Source organism: Streptomyces vastus (assembly GCF_039532825.1).
Lineage (GTDB): Bacteria > Actinomycetota > Actinomycetes > Streptomycetales > Streptomycetaceae > Streptomyces > Streptomyces vastus.
Genome location: NZ_BAAASJ010000042.1, coordinates 1 through 14,721, shown reverse-complemented (window position 1 = coordinate 14,721; position 14,721 = coordinate 1). Strand labels below are relative to the sequence as shown.

Sequence of the window (14,721 nt, the reverse complement as noted above, 5' to 3'; positions counted from 1 at the left end):
ACGGCGGTGGAGAACAGAAAACGGTGCGGCCGGCGGGTGACGTGCACCGCCCGGCCGCACTGTTTCTGCCGCTGCGTCAGCTCATGCCGAGCATCTTGTTCATCTGCTCGATCTCGGCGGTCTGAGCGGTGATCACGTCGTCCGCGAGCTTCACGGCGGGACCGTACCCGCCGTTGGCATTCTCCGTCTTGGCCATGCTGACGGCACCCTCGTGGTGCTTGACCATCATCTCGAGGAACGTCTTGTCGAACTCGGCGCCGGAGGCCTTCTCCAGCTTGTCCATGTCCTCGCTGCTCATCATGCCGGGCATGGACGACATGTCACCCATGTCGTGGCCCTCCATGCCGGACATGTCCGCGGGAACCTCCTCGCCCCACGAGGTGAGCCAGCCGGACATGGTCTTGATCTCCGGGTCCTGCGCCCCCTTGATCTTCGTGGCGAGGTCCTTGACCTCCTGTGAGGAGGCCCGGCTGTCGGCCAGATCGGCCATCTCGACGGCCTGACGGTGGTGCTGGATCATCTCCGTGGCGAAGGAGACGTCGGCGTCGTTGTGCTTGCCGTTCTTGGCCGAAGCGGACGCGGACGGGCTGGAGTCGGAGCCCATGGACCCCATATCGTGCCCTCCGCCGCCACAGGCGGAGAGCACGAGGGCTGCCACTCCTGCCGTGGCGGCGAGAGCGGTACGGCGGATGAGCGTGCGGTGTGCGGTCATGAAGTGAACTCCTGCGTTCGGATCCGTGAAGGGCATACCGAGACGCGGCGCCGCCCCCTGTGGGGGTACGGCGTCGCGCGGGTCGCTCTATATCCGCAGGAGCTGGAGTTCGGAGAGTGAGGGTGGAGCGCGGCCGCCATCGGGATCACTGCCGGCCGAAGAGGCAGGCACGTCTACCGCACCGGCGCAGGCCGCCACATCGGGCAGGAGCACCGGTGCCACCACGGGGCCTCCGGCGACGGACGCCGAAGCACAGGTCGGATCGGCATGGTTCGTGTGGCCCGAACAGCCGCCCTCGCCGTGATCACACTCGCCCGGCATGGACGCTATGACGTCCGTGTGCGCGACCGACACCATCCGGTCGTGCCCCGAGGCAGCGGTGACCTCCGGAACCGGCCCGAGTCCGTGCATGCCGACCAGGCCCAGCAGCAGAGCGCAGACGAGCAGCCCGAAGGACCGCACCGTCGAGTGCGGTCGAGCGAGCTGTCCGAAGCGGGTCACGGGCCCATCGTAGGCATAGATCAACAGCCTCTTGCATCCCGGAGGCCACGAGAGTAGACACGGAGACGTGATACCCACCCAGGGTATTACAGCTCTCACCGGGAGGAACCATGTCCGACGTACTGACGACCGAGTATCACGTGTCCGGCATGACGTGCAGCCACTGCGAGAATGCCGTTAAGGAAGAGGTCTCGGCGCTCGACACCGTCGTCGGCGTACAGGTCGACATCCCCTCGGGCCACGTCACCGTGACGTCCACCACCCCGCTCGACGACACTCGGGTGCGCGAGGCGATCGTCGAGGCGGGTTACGAACTCACAGGGCGCGCGTGACGTTTCACCTCGCACCGAAAGCCCGACCGAGCGGCCGTCTACTATGGCCTTGCGTACTCGGTGGCGAAAGGAAGTCAGGGCGATGCGACGGCTGGGGGATCTCGAGGCAGAGATCATGGATCGTCTCTGGACGTGGAACCGTCCGGCAACCGTGCGAGACATAGTCGATGACATCAACAAGACCCGTCCCGTCGCGTACACCACGGTGATGACCGTCACCAACATCCTGTATTCCAAGGGCTGGCTACTGCGGGGCAAGCAGGGTCGCGCCTGGCTGTACACACCCGTGCGCAGCCGCGAGGCGTACTCCGCCGCGCTCATGGAGGACGGTTTGGGAGAGAGCAAGGACCGCCCGGCCGCGCTGGTCGAATTCGTCTCGAATATGTCTGATGACGAGATGGCCGCCCTGCGCAAGGCCCTGCGGACCGTGGGACGACAGGACAAGGCCAAACGGTGAACGCGGCTCCGGCCCTGGTCGGCTACACGGCAGCGGTGGGGTTCGCTGCCCCGCGCCTCATGCTGCGCGGGAGCTGGCAGCACCGGACTCCCGCGCTGGCGGCAGCGGTGTGGCACGCCCTGGCGGTCTCCTTCTCGATCGGGGCCGCGCTGGCCGCGTACAGTCTGGCGATGCCGGCCGAGCACCTGCACGCGGGCCTGGTGGGCCTGCTGCACACCTGCGGAGTGGACGTGGGCACCGGTCAGCCCGACCCGAACACCGCGGACCGGCTTGCCGTCGGCGCCCCCGCCGCGATCGGGATCGCCCTGGTCGCAAGCTTCGTCTTCCACGTCGTACGAGCCCGTCGGGTGCGGACAGAGCACCGGGATGCCGTCGACCTGGTGGGCCGCCACTCGGCCCGGCTCCGCGCCACCGTCCTGCCGTACGACGTACCCGCCGCCTACTGCCTGCCCGGCCGGGACCCCCGGATCGTGATCAGCGACGCGGCCGTGCGCGAACTGACGCCCGAGCAACTCGCCGCCGTTCTCGAGCACGAACAAGCCCACATCGTGGGCCGTCACCACCTGTTCCTGGCCGCCATGGAAGCCTTCCACTCGGTGTTCCGGTGGCTGCCGCTGGCCCGCCACGCCCGGGAGCAGACGGCGCTCCTGCTGGAGATGATCGCGGACGACCGCGCACTGCGAAGCCACTCCCATGAGGTGCTGGCCACCGCGATGTACGAGATGGCGGCGGCTCGCACGCCGAAGGGCGCTTTGGCTGCGGGCGGCCAGAACGTCCTGATCCGCCTGAAGCGAGTCCTCGGGCCCCGCAAGGCTCCGCACCCCGCCCTGTGGGGTTCGGCGGCCGCCGCGGTCGTGACGGTGCCGCTGCTGCCGCTGCTGGTCGCTTGCCCGCCAGGTCTCGGCTGACGCCCGGACTTTCCAGCGCCGCGTGAGGCCGCTGTGACTCGGACTCACTTGCGATGCGTAATACGAAGCTACTAAGTTCTAACCCGCTCGGTGATGCGGCGCTGGGCGCGGTCAATCCGCGCCCCCGTCGGGTCCACGGGAAGAGTGCCGAAGCTGACTGGCGTCGTCCGACGACCAGAGCCCGTCGCTCGGTCCACAGACGCGCAGAGGAGTCACCCCACGATGGGTACGCACCGTCGGCCGAAGCCGCCCAGCCGCGCCCGGATCGCCACCCTCGGCATGGCCGCCGGCGCCGTCAGCCTCCTGCCGACGCAGAGCCAGGCGGCCCCCAACCCCACCGTGGACGAAGTCCGCAAGGAGGTGGAACGGCTCTACGAGGAGGCCGAGGCCCCCACCGAGCAGTACAACGCCATCCGCGAGCAGCAGAAGAAACTGCAGCGCGAGGCCGACCGTGCGCAGGACCGCCTGGCCCGCAAGCAGCAGGAGATCAACGAACTACGCGAGAAGATAGGCCCGTTGGCGGCCGCGCAGTACCGCAGCGGCGGCATCGATCCGAGCGTGCAGCTCTTCCTGTCCGGCGACCCGGACGACTACCTCGACAAGGCCCAGATGCTCGACCGCACGAGCAACCGGCAGGCCGAGGCCCTCAGGGCGATGCAGAGCAAGCAGCGCGAAATCGCCCAGGAACGCCAGGCCGCCCAGAAGCGCCTGCAGGCCTTGGAAGAGACGCGCACCAAGGCCGCCAAAACGAAGAACGAGGTCCAGGACAAGCTGGCGAAGGCCCGCAAGCTCCTGAACAGCCTGACCGCCGCCCAACGCGCCAAGATGGAAGCCGATCAGGAGCGCGAGGACGCCGCGTCGGGTGTCAGCGACAGTGCGGCGACGTACAACGGCCCGGCGAGCGGCCGCGCCAAGGCCGCCCTCGACTTCGCGTACGCGCAGCTCGGCAAGCCCTACGAGTGGGGCGCCACGGGTCCCAACTCCTACGACTGCTCAGGCTTGACCGGTGCATCCTGGCGGGCGGCGGGCGTTTCGCTGCCGCGTACCGTCAAGCAGCAGTACGACGCGGGACGGAAGGTGGCCCGTTCCGATCTGCAGCCGGGCGACATCATCTACTGGTACAACGACAACCAGCACAACGGCATGTACGTCGGGAACGGCAAGGCCATCCACGCGCCGCGCACCGGCAAGAACATCGAGATCGTCCCATTGGACTCAATGCCGTTCTTCGCCGCCAGCAGGCCCTGAGCACCAACCCCCGTACCACCCGAGGAACCACCGTGACCGCACGCCCGGCTGTCCGCCCCCTACTCGCCATCGCCGGCACCTCGATCGCCGCCTTGGTCCTCGCCGCCTGCGGAGGCGGTTCTTCCGACGCGGACACAGCAGCAGATGCATCCGACTCGTCGGGGACGCTGTCCCATGTGCACGGCCTGGGTGTCGATCCCGCTGACGGACGTGTGTACGTCGCCACCCACAGCGGTCTCTACACCGTGGCCAAGGGACAGAAGCCAAAGCTCGTCGGCGACCGCAAGGACGACTTCATGGGCTTCACCGTGACCGGTGAGAACACCTTCATCGCCAGCGGACACGGCGCCCCGGGCAGCGACCGTCCCGGCAACGTGGGACTGATCGAGACCAAGGACGCGGGCCGCACCTGGACGTCCCGGTCTCTGTCCGGGGAGGCCGACTTCCACTCCCTGGACTCGGCCAAGGCCACCGTCTACGGATACGAGGGCGGCCGCATCCGGGTGAGCAGCGACCTGAAGAGCTGGGAGGACGGCGCGACGCTGGAGGCCCTCGACCTCGCGGTGAACCCCTCCGGGGAGAAGCTGCTGGCCACCACGGCGGAGGGTGTGGTCACCAGCACTGACGGCGGCCGCGCCTTCGCCAAGGGTGCCGAGCCGGTGCAGGCGTTTGTGTCCTGGCCCGCGGAGAAGTCCCTCTTCGGCATCGGCACGTCCGGGAAGCTGAGCAGCAGCGCGGACGGCGGCAAGACGTGGAAGGAGCTCACGACCGTGCCAGGCGGACAACCCCAGGCACTGACCGCAGTGAACGCCGACCACATCCTCGCGGCGACTATGACGGGCGTGTACGAATCGCGTGACGGCGGCAAGACCTTCTCCGAGCTGGCACCACTTGCTTCGTGACCCGGCTTCGAAGGGCGACGGGCACCCGTTCCGCGCGGCTTCGAGGACGTGCGCGAGCGCACCGGCTTCTTCCTCACCGGCGTTACTCCGCTGCCATCTCCCTCTGCGTTCTGGCTGATCGAAGCGGCACTGCCTGGTGCCCCCACCATCTCCTCGTACCGCTCCAGGCGCGGTTCGCCCTGTCGACGGCCTCTGGAAGACAGGTCTCGGCGGTCGCCGGACATGCGCGTTGCGCTTGTCCCGGCATCAGGAGACGGTCAGACCTGCTGCTTGGTCGCCTCGGGCTGCGGGCCCCGCGGCTCGTGCTGCTTGCGCCATCCGTAACGGGTCAGGCCCCTCGGCTTGTACACCGACAGCGTGACCGCCACGAGCAGGACCAACAGGGCAGTGGCGGCGTCGGCCAGCAACTGGATCCTCATCCCGACGAGATCGCCGCTGGGCAGGTTCGTATCGGCTGCGACATCGGCGACATGGCCCGCCACCTGCATGTGCACCAGCAGGAGAACGGTCGCGACAACGGTGATCAGCAGCTTGAACAGCACCCAGTAGTGGCGGAACAGGCCCCACGAGGTCCCCAGGGCCTGGACAACCCCGGTGAGCAGCGAGGCGAGACTCAACGGGACCAGGACGAGCCAGCCGGTCAGCTCCATCGCGAGATAGGCGCCGCGCACCGTCTGGGCGTCCTGACTGGTCAGACCGGCGACGGCGAGGGCGAGGAAGACGGCGACGGCGCCGAGCCAGCCGACCGATGACGTCACGTGCGCGGTGAGCGCGAACTTGCGGAGGCGAGGGTTCATGGTCATCGCGATCAGTGGTTCCCCATGCTGCCGCCGAGGACGTGCATGAGCAAGAACGCCACGAGCAGGGCGGCACCGGCGGCGATCGCCAGCGCCTTCGCCCAGCGCGGCATGCCCGGATGCGCCGCGGGACCGGGCCCATGACTTTCGGCGTCGCGGCGAGAAGGCGAGTCAGCCATGTGCGTGTCCCTCACGGTGCGTGGATGTCAGGCGGTTCGTCACGCGCCCGTTGGGCCCGCGGCCGGTGCCGCAGCTCGCGGCAGCCGCAGTTTACGAGACACGATGTCTACGATGTCAATCAGGGCGTATTGACATCGCCGCCACGTACACTGATTCGGTGCCGAAGCTGTGGAACGAGACGATCGAGACGCACCGCCGCGCCGTACGCGACGCAATCCTGAACACCACCGCGGAGCTGACCGCCGAACACGGCCTGCGGTCGGTGACGATGTCACAGATCGCCGAGAACGCCGGCATCGGACGGGCGACGCTGTACAAGTACTTCCCGGACGTCGAGGCGATCCTGCTGGCCTGGCACGACCGCCAGATCACCGAACACCTGCGACAGCTCGCAGAGGTCCGCGATCAGACCGATGGAGCCGGTGAACAACTCGAGGCGGTCCTACGGGCGTTCGCTCACATCTCACGCCAGTCCCGCGGACACCACGGCACCGAACTCTCGGCGTTCCTCCACCGGGACGAGCGGGTCGTCCGAGCACAGCAACGGCTCCACGGCATGATCCGGGACCTGGTGTCCGAGGGCGCGCAGACCGGTGTCTTCCGTGACGACATCGCGCCCGACGAGCTGGCGACGTACTGCCTCCACGCCCTGACGGCCGCTGCCGCCCTGCCCTCCGAAGCGGCGGCCAACCGGCTCGTCACGGTGACCCTGTCCGGGCTGCGCGACGGACACCCCACACCGGACGACCGGCGGCCGACGAGCCGACACCAGCACCAAGAGCGCCACACAGAGCGCTCGGGCCACTGACTCACCCCCCCTCTTCCCACGACTCTGCATTACCCCGAGCAGCACCCTCGTCCAAGTTGTTCCGCCGGATGCGGGGCCGGTCGCCACACCGAAGTCGACCTGGAGGCACAACTCACCGCCGGCGGCGGGCTGAAGAGCCGGATCCTGAGTCGTGCGACGCGAGCCGTCGGCAAGCCCTGGCACATGTACCCGCTGGGCTTCCTCTTCGGCCTCGGCTTCGACACCGCCACCGAGGTCTCACTGCTCTTCCTGGCGGCGGGCGCGGCAGGTGCCGGCATCCCCTCTGCTCGGCGGCAAGTCCGCCGACCGTCCCGAGCGGACCAACCCCGGTCTGGTCTCGGCCGCCGCGATCCTGCCCTCACCGGACAGCGATGGCGGTCGCGCTGCCGTGGCGCTTCTGCCCGCAGTCACTTCCTTCCCGAACTCCGTGTACCACGAGTCGCCGATAGGCCCTGCCTTGTCCCTAGTCACCGACCGCCCCGCCCCCTCTGCACCCCAGCAGCACACCGAGGGCGGCCGAGCGGCAGCCCGGCGCGCCCGCTCCCGCCACCGCGCCCGCAAGCCCGCACCGCTCGCGGGCCGCTACATCGGATACGTGCTGTACTTCGTCGGGGCGGGCCTCATCAGCGGCGCCGTGGTCCACCATCCTCTGATCCGGCCCGGTACACGAAAATCGCCGTCATCGGCGTCCTGGTGTTCCTGGCCGCGACAGTGGTCAACGAATTTCTCCTCGCCACCGACCGGCCCGCGCTGCGGCGCGCGATTCTCGTCATCGGGGCTTCACTGCTGCTCTCGTTCGGCATCGGCATGCTCAGCGGCGGCCTGCAGCACTTCGAGGACTTCCCGGACCGTGGGGCCGTGCTCGTCCCCCTGGGGATAACGGTCTCCTTCATCGCCTTCGTGCTCAAGGACGCCCACTCCTCCTGGCGCCGCATCTTCGGCCCCATGGGGCTGGCCGTCCTCCTCACCGCGACCGTCGGCTTCTTCGGACTGCGGGCAGTGGCGGACGGTCTGGGCGAGTCGTCCGGAGAGAGCGGACACAGCCACGGGGAGGGCCCGGAGACGTCCGACGAGCACGCCACCACAGAGAAGCCCCCGGCTCCCGACACCGAATCCGCAGCACCAGAGACGACCGCGTCAACCGACGCCGAGGCCGGTCACACGGAAGACGGACACAGCCACTGAGACGCGGGCCCGAATAGCAACATCTACTAAGAGCCTTAGAGCCGATCGGGTAACGTGGACGTCGTACACCTCCAACAGCGGGGGAACCGGAGGGGAACATGACCGGAAACAGCGACGCCTACACCCCGAGCAGCATCACCAGCACTCTTCACATCGCTTCGGACATCAAGGAGGAAGACGGGTTCCTGTCAGGGATCTCCACCGTCAGCACCGTCGCGATGGCAGTGATCGCGGCCCTTGTGGTGATCCTGACAGCAGAGCTGATATGGAGGGAGCGGCGGCAGCGCAGGCGCGAAAAGCCGGCCGGATCTACCCCTGAAACCGATCACCATGAGGGCGACATCTCGCCGTAACCTCGGACGCCGACCACGCTTAATGTACTAATGTACTTAGCGGAGCTAGGGGTAGGTCTCCGCTGCGCAGCCCTATGCTGCGCGGCCTTCTCGGCTTTCGTCGTCACGGCGGTGTCGATCGTCGCGGTCAGCAAGTTCGAGGGCGTACTCATCGGCCTCGTCTTGCGGAAGGCACCGAGCCCGTGAAGGTCACGTCGGCCGCCTGACGGACCGAGGCCGCTGTAGTAGCGGGATCGCTTCCGGTACCACAGCGGCTTCCACACCCAAGGATCCACGCCGCATGCCAGGTACTACGCTCGCATAGATGTAACGTCCTGGAGAGGGTGTTGGCGGTGCTCCTGGGAGCGCTTGAGAGCGAGGTCATGCGGGTGTGCTGGCGCGTGGGGAACCCGGTCACCGTCCGGCAAGTACTGGAAGAGCTGAACTCGGACCGAGTCCAACCGCTCGCCTACACGACGGTGATGACCGAGATGAGCCGGCTCGCCGAGAAGGGCATGCTCAATCGCACTCCACAGGGCCGCGGTTACGCATACACCCCCACCGCGCCGGACGAGGCCGCCCTCGCCGTCCGTGAGGTGCTGCGCGCTCACGGAGACGCGGCAGTCGCGCACTTCGCCGCCGAGGCAGCCCTGGATCCCGGCCTCCGTGACCGGCTGCGACGCCTGCTGGAGGAGTCGCCGTGATCGGTGCGGTGGCGTTCGACCGCGGAAGTCGCGCTTTCTGGACGCTGGTCACGGTATCGGTGATCATCCGTGCCGTGGTGGTCTACGTCGCGTGCTGCCTGACCATGGCGCTCGCGTGGCAGGTCGGCCATCGCGGCACGGGCGTTCTGCTGTCCGGCAGCACCTGGGCGGGCGCCGTACTCCTAGCCCTTGCGGTCATCGGCGGCATACGATCCGCCGTCCACCTCTGGAAAGGGCTGCGCGCCACCCGAGCCCTGGGCCACGAGGTGCGAGCCCGAGCCCCTGACGACAGCACGCGTTCGGACGGCTCGCTGGGCCGCAATGGCGCGGTGGTGACGTTCTCCGTGTCAAAGCCTCGGCCCGGCCGCCCGGTCCGCCGCGGACGCCCAGCCCTCCGGCATCGTGCGCGGCACCATCGCTGCCGTGCTCCAACTCGCCGAGCGGGCCCGCCCGCCGCGCAGGAGCGGCAGGCCACCAGTCCTACGACGGTCCACCAGGTCAACGACTTCGGTTGAGGCCGTTCCGGCACTGCTACAAGCCGTCCACCAGACCGCGGTACACAATCCCACCGGCCACCTGAACATCCTTCGGCCCCGAAACGTACTAAGGGCACTAGCAGTTAACGCCCCATGTAGCGCCTCGCGGTGCTCCGTACGACGAGGCGGCGTCGGCAGCGCACGCCCGCCAGCTCGGACGAACGGGAAGGTGAAGATGGGAATCCTCGCGCTCAGTTGGGCCATCGCGTTGGTCTCTGCCCTCGTGGCCGCTGTCAGCGCGGTCCGGGTGGTGACCACCAGTGGTGAGACCCGCTTCGCGGCGGGCGGCGACCTGCTGATGGGGCTGTGCATGGCGGCCATGGCCCTGCCGGCGACGGTCGGCTGGTACGCGGGCTACGGCATGTGGTGGGCGGTGGCGTTCGGCATCCTCGGGCTCGGGGGTGTGGCGATGGCGGTCAAGCACACGCGCGCCGGCGGGTGGAAGCACGGCCGTCACTGGGTGCACCTGATCGTCGGAAGCTTCGGCATGGTGATCATGACGCTGGCCATGACAAACACGTCCTCCGGTCCGGTGCTGGCGCTGGGCGGCGGGCACTCCATGGCGCATATGCCGGGCATGGAGAACACAGCGAGCGTGACGGGCACGACGGGCACGACGGGCACGCACGATATGGAGGGCATGGAAGGCATGGAGTCCATGCACGGGGCGGGGTCCATGCACGGAATGGACATGCCGGGCATGACGAATGCCGCGGCCGACGCCGGTTCCTCCGCCGGGTCCGGTTCTGTATGGCGCTTCGTGATCGCGGCTCTCGCCGTCTACTTCCTGCTGTCGATCGGCGCGTCCGTGTGGGCGAGGATCCGGGGCACCAGGCGGAGCGGCCGCGGTGCCGACTCCCGAGGAGGCTGGACCCGCTGGCTGCTCGCCATGCCGGACACGGTGTTCGTCTACCTGACATCGCTGACACTCGCCGTGTGGGACAGGACCAGGATGGGCCAACGGTCGGGCCACGGACGGCGCCGCAAACTCGGAGCCGCGGCGGACGCGGCGCTGGCAGCCCATATCGGCATGGGCGGAACCATGTCCGCGATGCTGTTGATGATGGCGGCGTGAAGGCCAGTCGAGTCGTCGCCGACCAGTGGGACGACGCCGCGCCAGGGGCCGAGCTCGTGCACCTGGCCGGCCTCTGAATCAGGTCGCGCGGAGTGGACTCGGCACGGACCCGTAGCGCTCCGCACGCACGGACCCTCATCGCGCGAAGCCGTTTCGTCTTCGGTGCCCGGGACGGAGACAATGGACACACGCGATCCACGCGCCCGGGTGGTCTCGGACTCCGCGTTCCCCAGCGCAGGCCGCTTGCGGGCGCCCGTCCGAAGGATCCAGTCCCATGTCGCCTTCACGCCATCGCGGACGTACCGTCCCATTGATGCTCGGAGCAACAGCCGCCCTGCTGCTCGCGACCGCCTGCGCCGACGGGGACAACGAACCCGCCACGACCTCATCCAGCATCACGATGGAGAACTTCGCGTTCCACCCGGCGAATCCGGAAGTGCGGCCCGGCGAGAAGATCACCGTGGCCAACAAGGACTCCGCCACCCACACCGTCACGGCCACCGAAGGCGACACCTTCGACACCGGGAACATCTCCGGCGGAGATTCCGGGACGTTCACCGCCCCGTCCCAGGCCGGTCGCTACGCCTTCGTCTGCACCCTCCACCCGAACATGACAGGTACTCTGATCGTCCGCTGAGCCGTCCAGAACCTCGACCGGCGCCCGTGCCCCACACAGACGACGACCGAGGTCACAGTCACGGTGTCAAGAGGCGGGCACGGCTGGCGCGCCGGTCATGCCCGCCGCCGCCCATGGGGCGGGAGGCCCGCACGTCGAGAAGCCCGAAGCCCACGGCCGGCCCACCCCAGAGCAGACCCATGGACGCGGCCGAGAGCACCCGGAAGTCCCACACGAGCGTGGCGGGGGCGGTCACGGCGTCAGGTTGTCCGGCAGCACGAACAACAAGGCCGGCGCGATGGGCTCTGACTCCCGGGACCACCTGGATACTTGGCTCCGCCGGTCCCACCGAATCAGGCACAGCAGACATCCTCCACCTGCGGCCATAGCGGTGGTGGGGCGGTGGGTTCGTGTCCGCACCGCAGGCTGTTCCGGCCCTCCGTGTAATCCGGATGATTCAGGGCACTCGCTGGCACGACACCTGCCGTCGCGCAAGAAGAGAGCGCACAGGCAATGGATCACACCTCCCATCTCTCCGGTAACGTCGCGCTATGAGCCATCCGCATCCAGAGCTGCAAGCCGCCCCGCCACTGCCCAAGGGAGGACTGCGGGTCGTCGCCCTGGGCGGTCTGGGTGAGATCGGCCGCAACATGACCGTCTTCGAGCACGCCGGCAAACTGCTCATCGTCGACTGCGGCGTGCTGTTCCCCGAGGAGACCCAGCCCGGGGTGGACGTGATCCTGCCGGACTTCACCTCGATCCGGGAGCGCCTGGGCGATGTCGTGGCCGTGGTGCTGACCCACGGCCACGAGGACCACATCGGGGGCGTGCCGTATCTGCTGCGCGAGCGGTCCGACATTCCCGTCGTGGGCTCGAAACTGACGCTGGCGTTCCTGGAGGCCAAGCTCAAGGAGCACGGCATTCGGCCGCGTACGGTGCGGGTGCGTGAGGGCGACCGGCGTGGGTTCGGTCCGTTCGACTGTGAGTTCGTGGCGGTGAATCACTCGATCCCGGACGGCCTCGCGGTCGCGATCCGCACCGGTGCCGGGATGGTGCTGCACACCGGCGACTTCAAGATGGACCAGTTCCCGCTGGACGACCGCATCACCGACCTACGGGCCTTCGCCCGCCTCGGCGAGGAAGGCGTCGACCTCTTCCTCGCCGACTCCACCAACGCCGAAGTGCCCGGATTCACCGTCTCCGAGCGCGAGTTGAACCCGGCGATCGAGCAGGTCCTGCGCACCGCGCCACGCCGCGTGATCGTCTCCAGCTTCGCCAGCCATGTGCACCGCATCCAGCAGGTCCTGGACGCCGCGCACCAGCACGGCCGCAAGGTCGCCTTCGTAGGCCGCTCCATGGTCCGCAACATGGGCATCGCCCGCGACCTGGGCTACCTGAAGGTTCCGCGTGGTCTGGTGGTCAGCATGAAGGAACTGGAGAAGCTGCCGGACCACAAGATCACCCTGGTCTGTACCGGGTCCCAGGGCGAGCCGATGGCCGCGCTGTCCCGGATGGCCAACCGCGACCATGTGATCCGCATCGGTGAGGGCGACACGGTCCTGCTCGCCAGCTCCCTCATCCCGGGCAACGAGAATGCCATCTACCGGGTGATCAACGGGCTGACCCGGTGGGGTGCCCACGTCGTCCACAAGGGCAACGCCAAGGTGCACGTCTCCGGACACGCCAGCGCCGGTGAACTCGTCTACTGCTACAACATCATCAAGCCCCGCCACGTCATGCCCGTACACGGCGAATGGCGCCACCTGCGGGCAAACGGCGACCTCGCCATCCGTACCGGCGTCGATCCCGACCGGGTGGTCATCGCCGAGGACGGTGTCGTCGTCGACCTCGTCGACGGTCGCGCCTCGATCACCGGCAAGGTGCCCGCGGGCAACGTCTACGTGGACGGCATGGAAGTCGGCGGCGCCACCGAAGCCTCTCTCAAGGACCGCCTCACCCTCGCCGCCGAAGGCGTGGTCACGGTGGTTGCGCTTGTCGACGCCGACACCGGCGCTCTCGCAGAAGCCCCCGACTTCCTGGCGCGCGGATTCGTCCACGACGACGCCACTTTCGAACCGGTCATTCCGGTGATCGAGAAGACCTTGGCCACCGCAGCCGAGGAGGGCGTCGGCGACGCGCACCAGCTCGAACAGCTCATCGCCCGCGCGGTGGCGTCCTGGGCGTTCAGGACCTACCGCCGCAAGCCCCTGATCATCCCCGTCATCATCGACGCCTGAGCCAGGTACGACCGCCGACTGCGCAATGCGGCGTCGCCGTACGGCGAGCCCGGCCGCCGCTTGAGCCATGGCGGACGGCGACCTCCAACCGTGGCAGGCAGAAAGAGGTACATGGGATGAGTGCGCGCTTCGAAGAGATCGACTGGCGCCCGACGCCCCTGGGAGACATCAGCCTTCGGCGTCGGCGCGACCCGGCATCGGGCGACGATGTGTACGAGGTGAAGCTCGGGGACGAGTTCCTGATGTCCAGCCTCTTCACCGCGGGAGAGGTCGCGCTCGCCCGACTCGGGCTGGCACAGCTACCCGATGCCGATCTCGACATCGCGGTGGGCGGGCTCGGTCTCGGCTACACCGCCCGTGCCGCCCTGGACGACCCCCGTGTCCGGTCGCTGATCGTGGTCGAGGCGCTCGGTGAGGTGATCGAATGGCACGAGCGCGACTTGGTACCGCTTGGCGCCCGCCTGGCATCGGACCCCCGCTGCCGACTGGTGCAAGGCGACTTCTTCGCAGCGGTCGGCGATCCCCGCGGTCTCGATCCGCAGTCACCGGGCCGCCGCTTCCACGCCGTCCTGCTGGACATCGACCACTCGCCGCGCCACGTACTGAATCCACGCCACGCGGCGCTCTACCAGCCGGCGGGGCTCCGGGCCCTCGCCGATCACCTCCGCCCCGACGGGATCTTCGCCCTGTGGTCCAACGACCGGCCGGACGAGCAGTTCACCTCCACACTCGCGGAGTCCTTCGCCGCACCGGAAGCCCACGTCGTCGACTTCTGCAACCCGCTCCAGGGCGGCACCTCGACCAACACCGTCTACGTGGCGCGGAAGAATTGACGTGCTCCTTGGCCTAGAGGACCCCGTTGCTGATCTCTCATTTCGAGGGGCGGGCGAGGAGGCGGCATAAGTGGGTGGTGCGGGTGCGTTCGGGGCGGTGGCCTTGCTGCCAGGCATCGATCCGGATGAGGTTGACGGCGGTGGCGGCGAGGCAGTGGCTCAGGTGAGTGGCGGCGGCGGTCCGGGAGCGGCTGCGGCGTGCGTGAGTGCGGTGGACGATCTGGCAGACGGTGGCCTCGATCCCGGCACGTCGGCGGTAGCGTTCCCGCCAGGCATCGGTTTCCTGCTCGCCGCGGCGCTGCTGGAGGGCCGCCCTCTGGGCGGGCTCACGCAACGTAAGCGCCCGTCCCCACTTGCC

Annotated in this window: 20 protein-coding genes and 1 pseudogene; 15 read left to right on the top strand and 6 right to left on the bottom strand. The window is 68.4% G+C overall.

Annotated elements, in window-relative coordinates:
• Positions 1 to 76: 76 nt before the first annotated feature.
• Positions 77 to 712, bottom strand: coding sequence for a DUF305 domain-containing protein (locus ABD357_RS21140; RefSeq protein ID WP_344392025.1), 636 nt, complete (start codon positions 710 to 712; stop codon positions 77 to 79).
• Positions 713 to 799: 87 nt separating this feature from the next.
• Positions 800 to 1,213: a DUF6153 family protein gene (locus ABD357_RS21135; RefSeq protein WP_344392024.1), complete on the bottom strand. Its 414-nt coding sequence runs from the start codon at positions 1,211 to 1,213 to the stop codon at positions 800 to 802.
• A 110-nt stretch (positions 1,214 to 1,323) separates the two neighbouring features.
• Here ABD357_RS21135 and ABD357_RS21130 point away from each other — a divergent pair, with 110 nt between their 5' ends.
• The 5 genes from ABD357_RS21130 (at position 1,324) to ABD357_RS21110 (ending at position 5,060) form a co-directional block, all read left to right on the top strand.
• Positions 1,324 to 1,545 (top strand): heavy-metal-associated domain-containing protein, encoded by a 222-nt coding sequence (locus ABD357_RS21130; RefSeq protein ID WP_344392023.1) that lies wholly within the window; start codon positions 1,324 to 1,326, stop codon positions 1,543 to 1,545.
• 82 nt (positions 1,546 to 1,627) lie between these two features.
• Positions 1,628 to 2,002, top strand: a complete 375-nt coding sequence (locus tag ABD357_RS21125) for a BlaI/MecI/CopY family transcriptional regulator (protein ID WP_344392022.1) — start codon at positions 1,628 to 1,630, stop codon at positions 2,000 to 2,002.
• Positions 1,999 to 2,910, top strand: a complete 912-nt coding sequence (locus ABD357_RS21120) for a M56 family metallopeptidase (RefSeq protein WP_344392020.1) — start codon at positions 1,999 to 2,001, stop codon at positions 2,908 to 2,910. The genes ABD357_RS21125 and ABD357_RS21120 overlap by 4 nt, the downstream gene beginning before the upstream one ends.
• A 222-nt stretch (positions 2,911 to 3,132) precedes the next feature.
• Positions 3,133 to 4,158 carry a C40 family peptidase gene (locus ABD357_RS21115; protein WP_344392019.1) on the top strand — a complete coding sequence of 342 codons (1,026 nt, stop codon included), beginning with the start codon at positions 3,133 to 3,135 and terminating at the stop codon, positions 4,156 to 4,158.
• A 32-nt stretch (positions 4,159 to 4,190) separates the two neighbouring features.
• Positions 4,191 to 5,060: a F510_1955 family glycosylhydrolase gene (locus ABD357_RS21110; RefSeq protein WP_344392018.1), complete on the top strand. Its 870-nt coding sequence runs from the start codon at positions 4,191 to 4,193 to the stop codon at positions 5,058 to 5,060.
• 257 nt (positions 5,061 to 5,317) lie between these two features.
• Here the strand turns inward: ABD357_RS21110 and ABD357_RS21105 are convergent, their stop codons facing one another.
• Positions 5,318 to 5,863: a hypothetical protein gene (locus ABD357_RS21105; RefSeq protein WP_344392017.1), complete on the bottom strand. Its 546-nt coding sequence runs from the start codon at positions 5,861 to 5,863 to the stop codon at positions 5,318 to 5,320.
• Positions 5,864 to 5,868: 5 nt separating this feature from the next.
• Positions 5,869 to 6,036 carry a hypothetical protein gene (locus tag ABD357_RS21100; protein ID WP_344392016.1) on the bottom strand — a complete coding sequence of 56 codons (168 nt, stop codon included), beginning with the start codon at positions 6,034 to 6,036 and terminating at the stop codon, positions 5,869 to 5,871.
• 158 nt (positions 6,037 to 6,194) lie between these two features.
• Here ABD357_RS21100 and ABD357_RS21095 point away from each other — a divergent pair, with 158 nt between their 5' ends.
• The 8 genes and pseudogenes from ABD357_RS21095 to ABD357_RS21060 all read left to right on the top strand — a co-directional run bounded on the left by ABD357_RS21095 (position 6,195) and on the right by ABD357_RS21060 (position 11,314).
• Complete coding sequence (locus tag ABD357_RS21095; protein ID WP_344392015.1) at positions 6,195 to 6,845, top strand: TetR/AcrR family transcriptional regulator; 651 nt, start codon at positions 6,195 to 6,197, stop codon at positions 6,843 to 6,845.
• A 24-nt stretch (positions 6,846 to 6,869) separates the two neighbouring features.
• Positions 6,870 to 7,064 (top strand): annotated as a pseudogene (locus ABD357_RS21090) (HoxN/HupN/NixA family nickel/cobalt transporter); the annotation flags it as partial.
• A 474-nt stretch (positions 7,065 to 7,538) separates the two neighbouring features.
• Entirely contained in the window at positions 7,539 to 8,030 is a 492-nt protein-coding gene (locus ABD357_RS21085; RefSeq protein WP_344392013.1) for a hypothetical protein, read from the top strand.
• A 98-nt stretch (positions 8,031 to 8,128) separates the two neighbouring features.
• Positions 8,129 to 8,383: a hypothetical protein gene (locus ABD357_RS21080; protein ID WP_344392011.1), complete on the top strand. Its 255-nt coding sequence runs from the start codon at positions 8,129 to 8,131 to the stop codon at positions 8,381 to 8,383.
• Between the two features lie 332 nt (positions 8,384 to 8,715).
• Complete coding sequence (locus ABD357_RS21075; RefSeq protein ID WP_344392009.1) at positions 8,716 to 9,066, top strand: BlaI/MecI/CopY family transcriptional regulator; 351 nt, start codon at positions 8,716 to 8,718, stop codon at positions 9,064 to 9,066.
• Positions 9,063 to 9,581 carry a hypothetical protein gene (locus ABD357_RS21070; RefSeq protein ID WP_344392008.1) on the top strand — a complete coding sequence of 173 codons (519 nt, stop codon included), beginning with the start codon at positions 9,063 to 9,065 and terminating at the stop codon, positions 9,579 to 9,581. The genes ABD357_RS21075 and ABD357_RS21070 overlap by 4 nt, the downstream gene beginning before the upstream one ends.
• A gap of 196 nt (positions 9,582 to 9,777) precedes the next feature.
• Positions 9,778 to 10,677 (top strand): DUF5134 domain-containing protein, encoded by a 900-nt coding sequence (locus ABD357_RS21065; protein ID WP_344392066.1) that lies wholly within the window; start codon positions 9,778 to 9,780, stop codon positions 10,675 to 10,677.
• A gap of 313 nt (positions 10,678 to 10,990) precedes the next feature.
• The gene (locus ABD357_RS21060; RefSeq protein WP_344392007.1) at positions 10,991 to 11,314 is read left to right on the top strand and encodes a cupredoxin domain-containing protein; all 324 of its coding nucleotides are present in this window, start codon (positions 10,991 to 10,993) and stop codon (positions 11,312 to 11,314) included.
• Between the two features lie 58 nt (positions 11,315 to 11,372).
• Here ABD357_RS21060 and ABD357_RS21055 read toward each other — a convergent pair whose 3' ends face one another.
• A complete protein-coding gene (locus ABD357_RS21055) occupies positions 11,373 to 11,549 on the bottom strand; it encodes a hypothetical protein (protein WP_344392006.1) in 177 nt (58 codons plus the stop codon).
• A gap of 295 nt (positions 11,550 to 11,844) precedes the next feature.
• On the opposite strand from ABD357_RS21055, the gene ABD357_RS21050 reads away from it, so the two are divergent.
• A complete protein-coding gene (locus ABD357_RS21050) occupies positions 11,845 to 13,530 on the top strand; it encodes a ribonuclease J (protein ID WP_344392004.1) in 1,686 nt (561 codons plus the stop codon).
• Between the two features lie 116 nt (positions 13,531 to 13,646).
• The gene (locus tag ABD357_RS21045) at positions 13,647 to 14,363 is read left to right on the top strand and encodes a polyamine aminopropyltransferase (RefSeq protein WP_344392003.1); all 717 of its coding nucleotides are present in this window, start codon (positions 13,647 to 13,649) and stop codon (positions 14,361 to 14,363) included.
• 37 nt (positions 14,364 to 14,400) lie between these two features.
• Here ABD357_RS21045 and ABD357_RS21040 read toward each other — a convergent pair.
• A partial coding sequence (locus tag ABD357_RS21040; RefSeq protein WP_344392001.1) for a transposase occupies positions 14,401 to 14,721 on the bottom strand: 321 nt, incomplete at its 5' end.

Bases quoted from the DNA above. Each gene is read 5' to 3' on its own strand.
- ABD357_RS21140 (WP_344392025.1), bottom strand. From the start codon at position 712: ATGACCGCACACCGCACGCTCATCCGCCGTACCGCTCTCGCCGCCACG.
- ABD357_RS21130 (WP_344392023.1), top strand. From the start codon at position 1,324: ATGTCCGACGTACTGACGACCGAGTATCACGTGTCCGGCATGACGTGC.
- ABD357_RS21125 (WP_344392022.1), top strand. From the start codon at position 1,628: ATGCGACGGCTGGGGGATCTCGAGGCAGAGATCATGGATCGTCTCTGG.
- ABD357_RS21115 (WP_344392019.1), top strand. From the start codon at position 3,133: ATGGGTACGCACCGTCGGCCGAAGCCGCCCAGCCGCGCCCGGATCGCC.
- ABD357_RS21105 (WP_344392017.1), bottom strand. From the start codon at position 5,863: ATGACCATGAACCCTCGCCTCCGCAAGTTCGCGCTCACCGCGCACGTG.
- ABD357_RS21100 (WP_344392016.1), bottom strand. From the start codon at position 6,036: ATGGCTGACTCGCCTTCTCGCCGCGACGCCGAAAGTCATGGGCCCGGT.
- ABD357_RS21080 (WP_344392011.1), top strand. From the start codon at position 8,129: ATGACCGGAAACAGCGACGCCTACACCCCGAGCAGCATCACCAGCACT.
- ABD357_RS21065 (WP_344392066.1), top strand. From the start codon at position 9,778: ATGGGAATCCTCGCGCTCAGTTGGGCCATCGCGTTGGTCTCTGCCCTC.
- ABD357_RS21060 (WP_344392007.1), top strand. From the start codon at position 10,991: ATGCTCGGAGCAACAGCCGCCCTGCTGCTCGCGACCGCCTGCGCCGAC.
- ABD357_RS21050 (WP_344392004.1), top strand. From the start codon at position 11,845: ATGAGCCATCCGCATCCAGAGCTGCAAGCCGCCCCGCCACTGCCCAAG.
- ABD357_RS21045 (WP_344392003.1), top strand. From the start codon at position 13,647: ATGAGTGCGCGCTTCGAAGAGATCGACTGGCGCCCGACGCCCCTGGGA.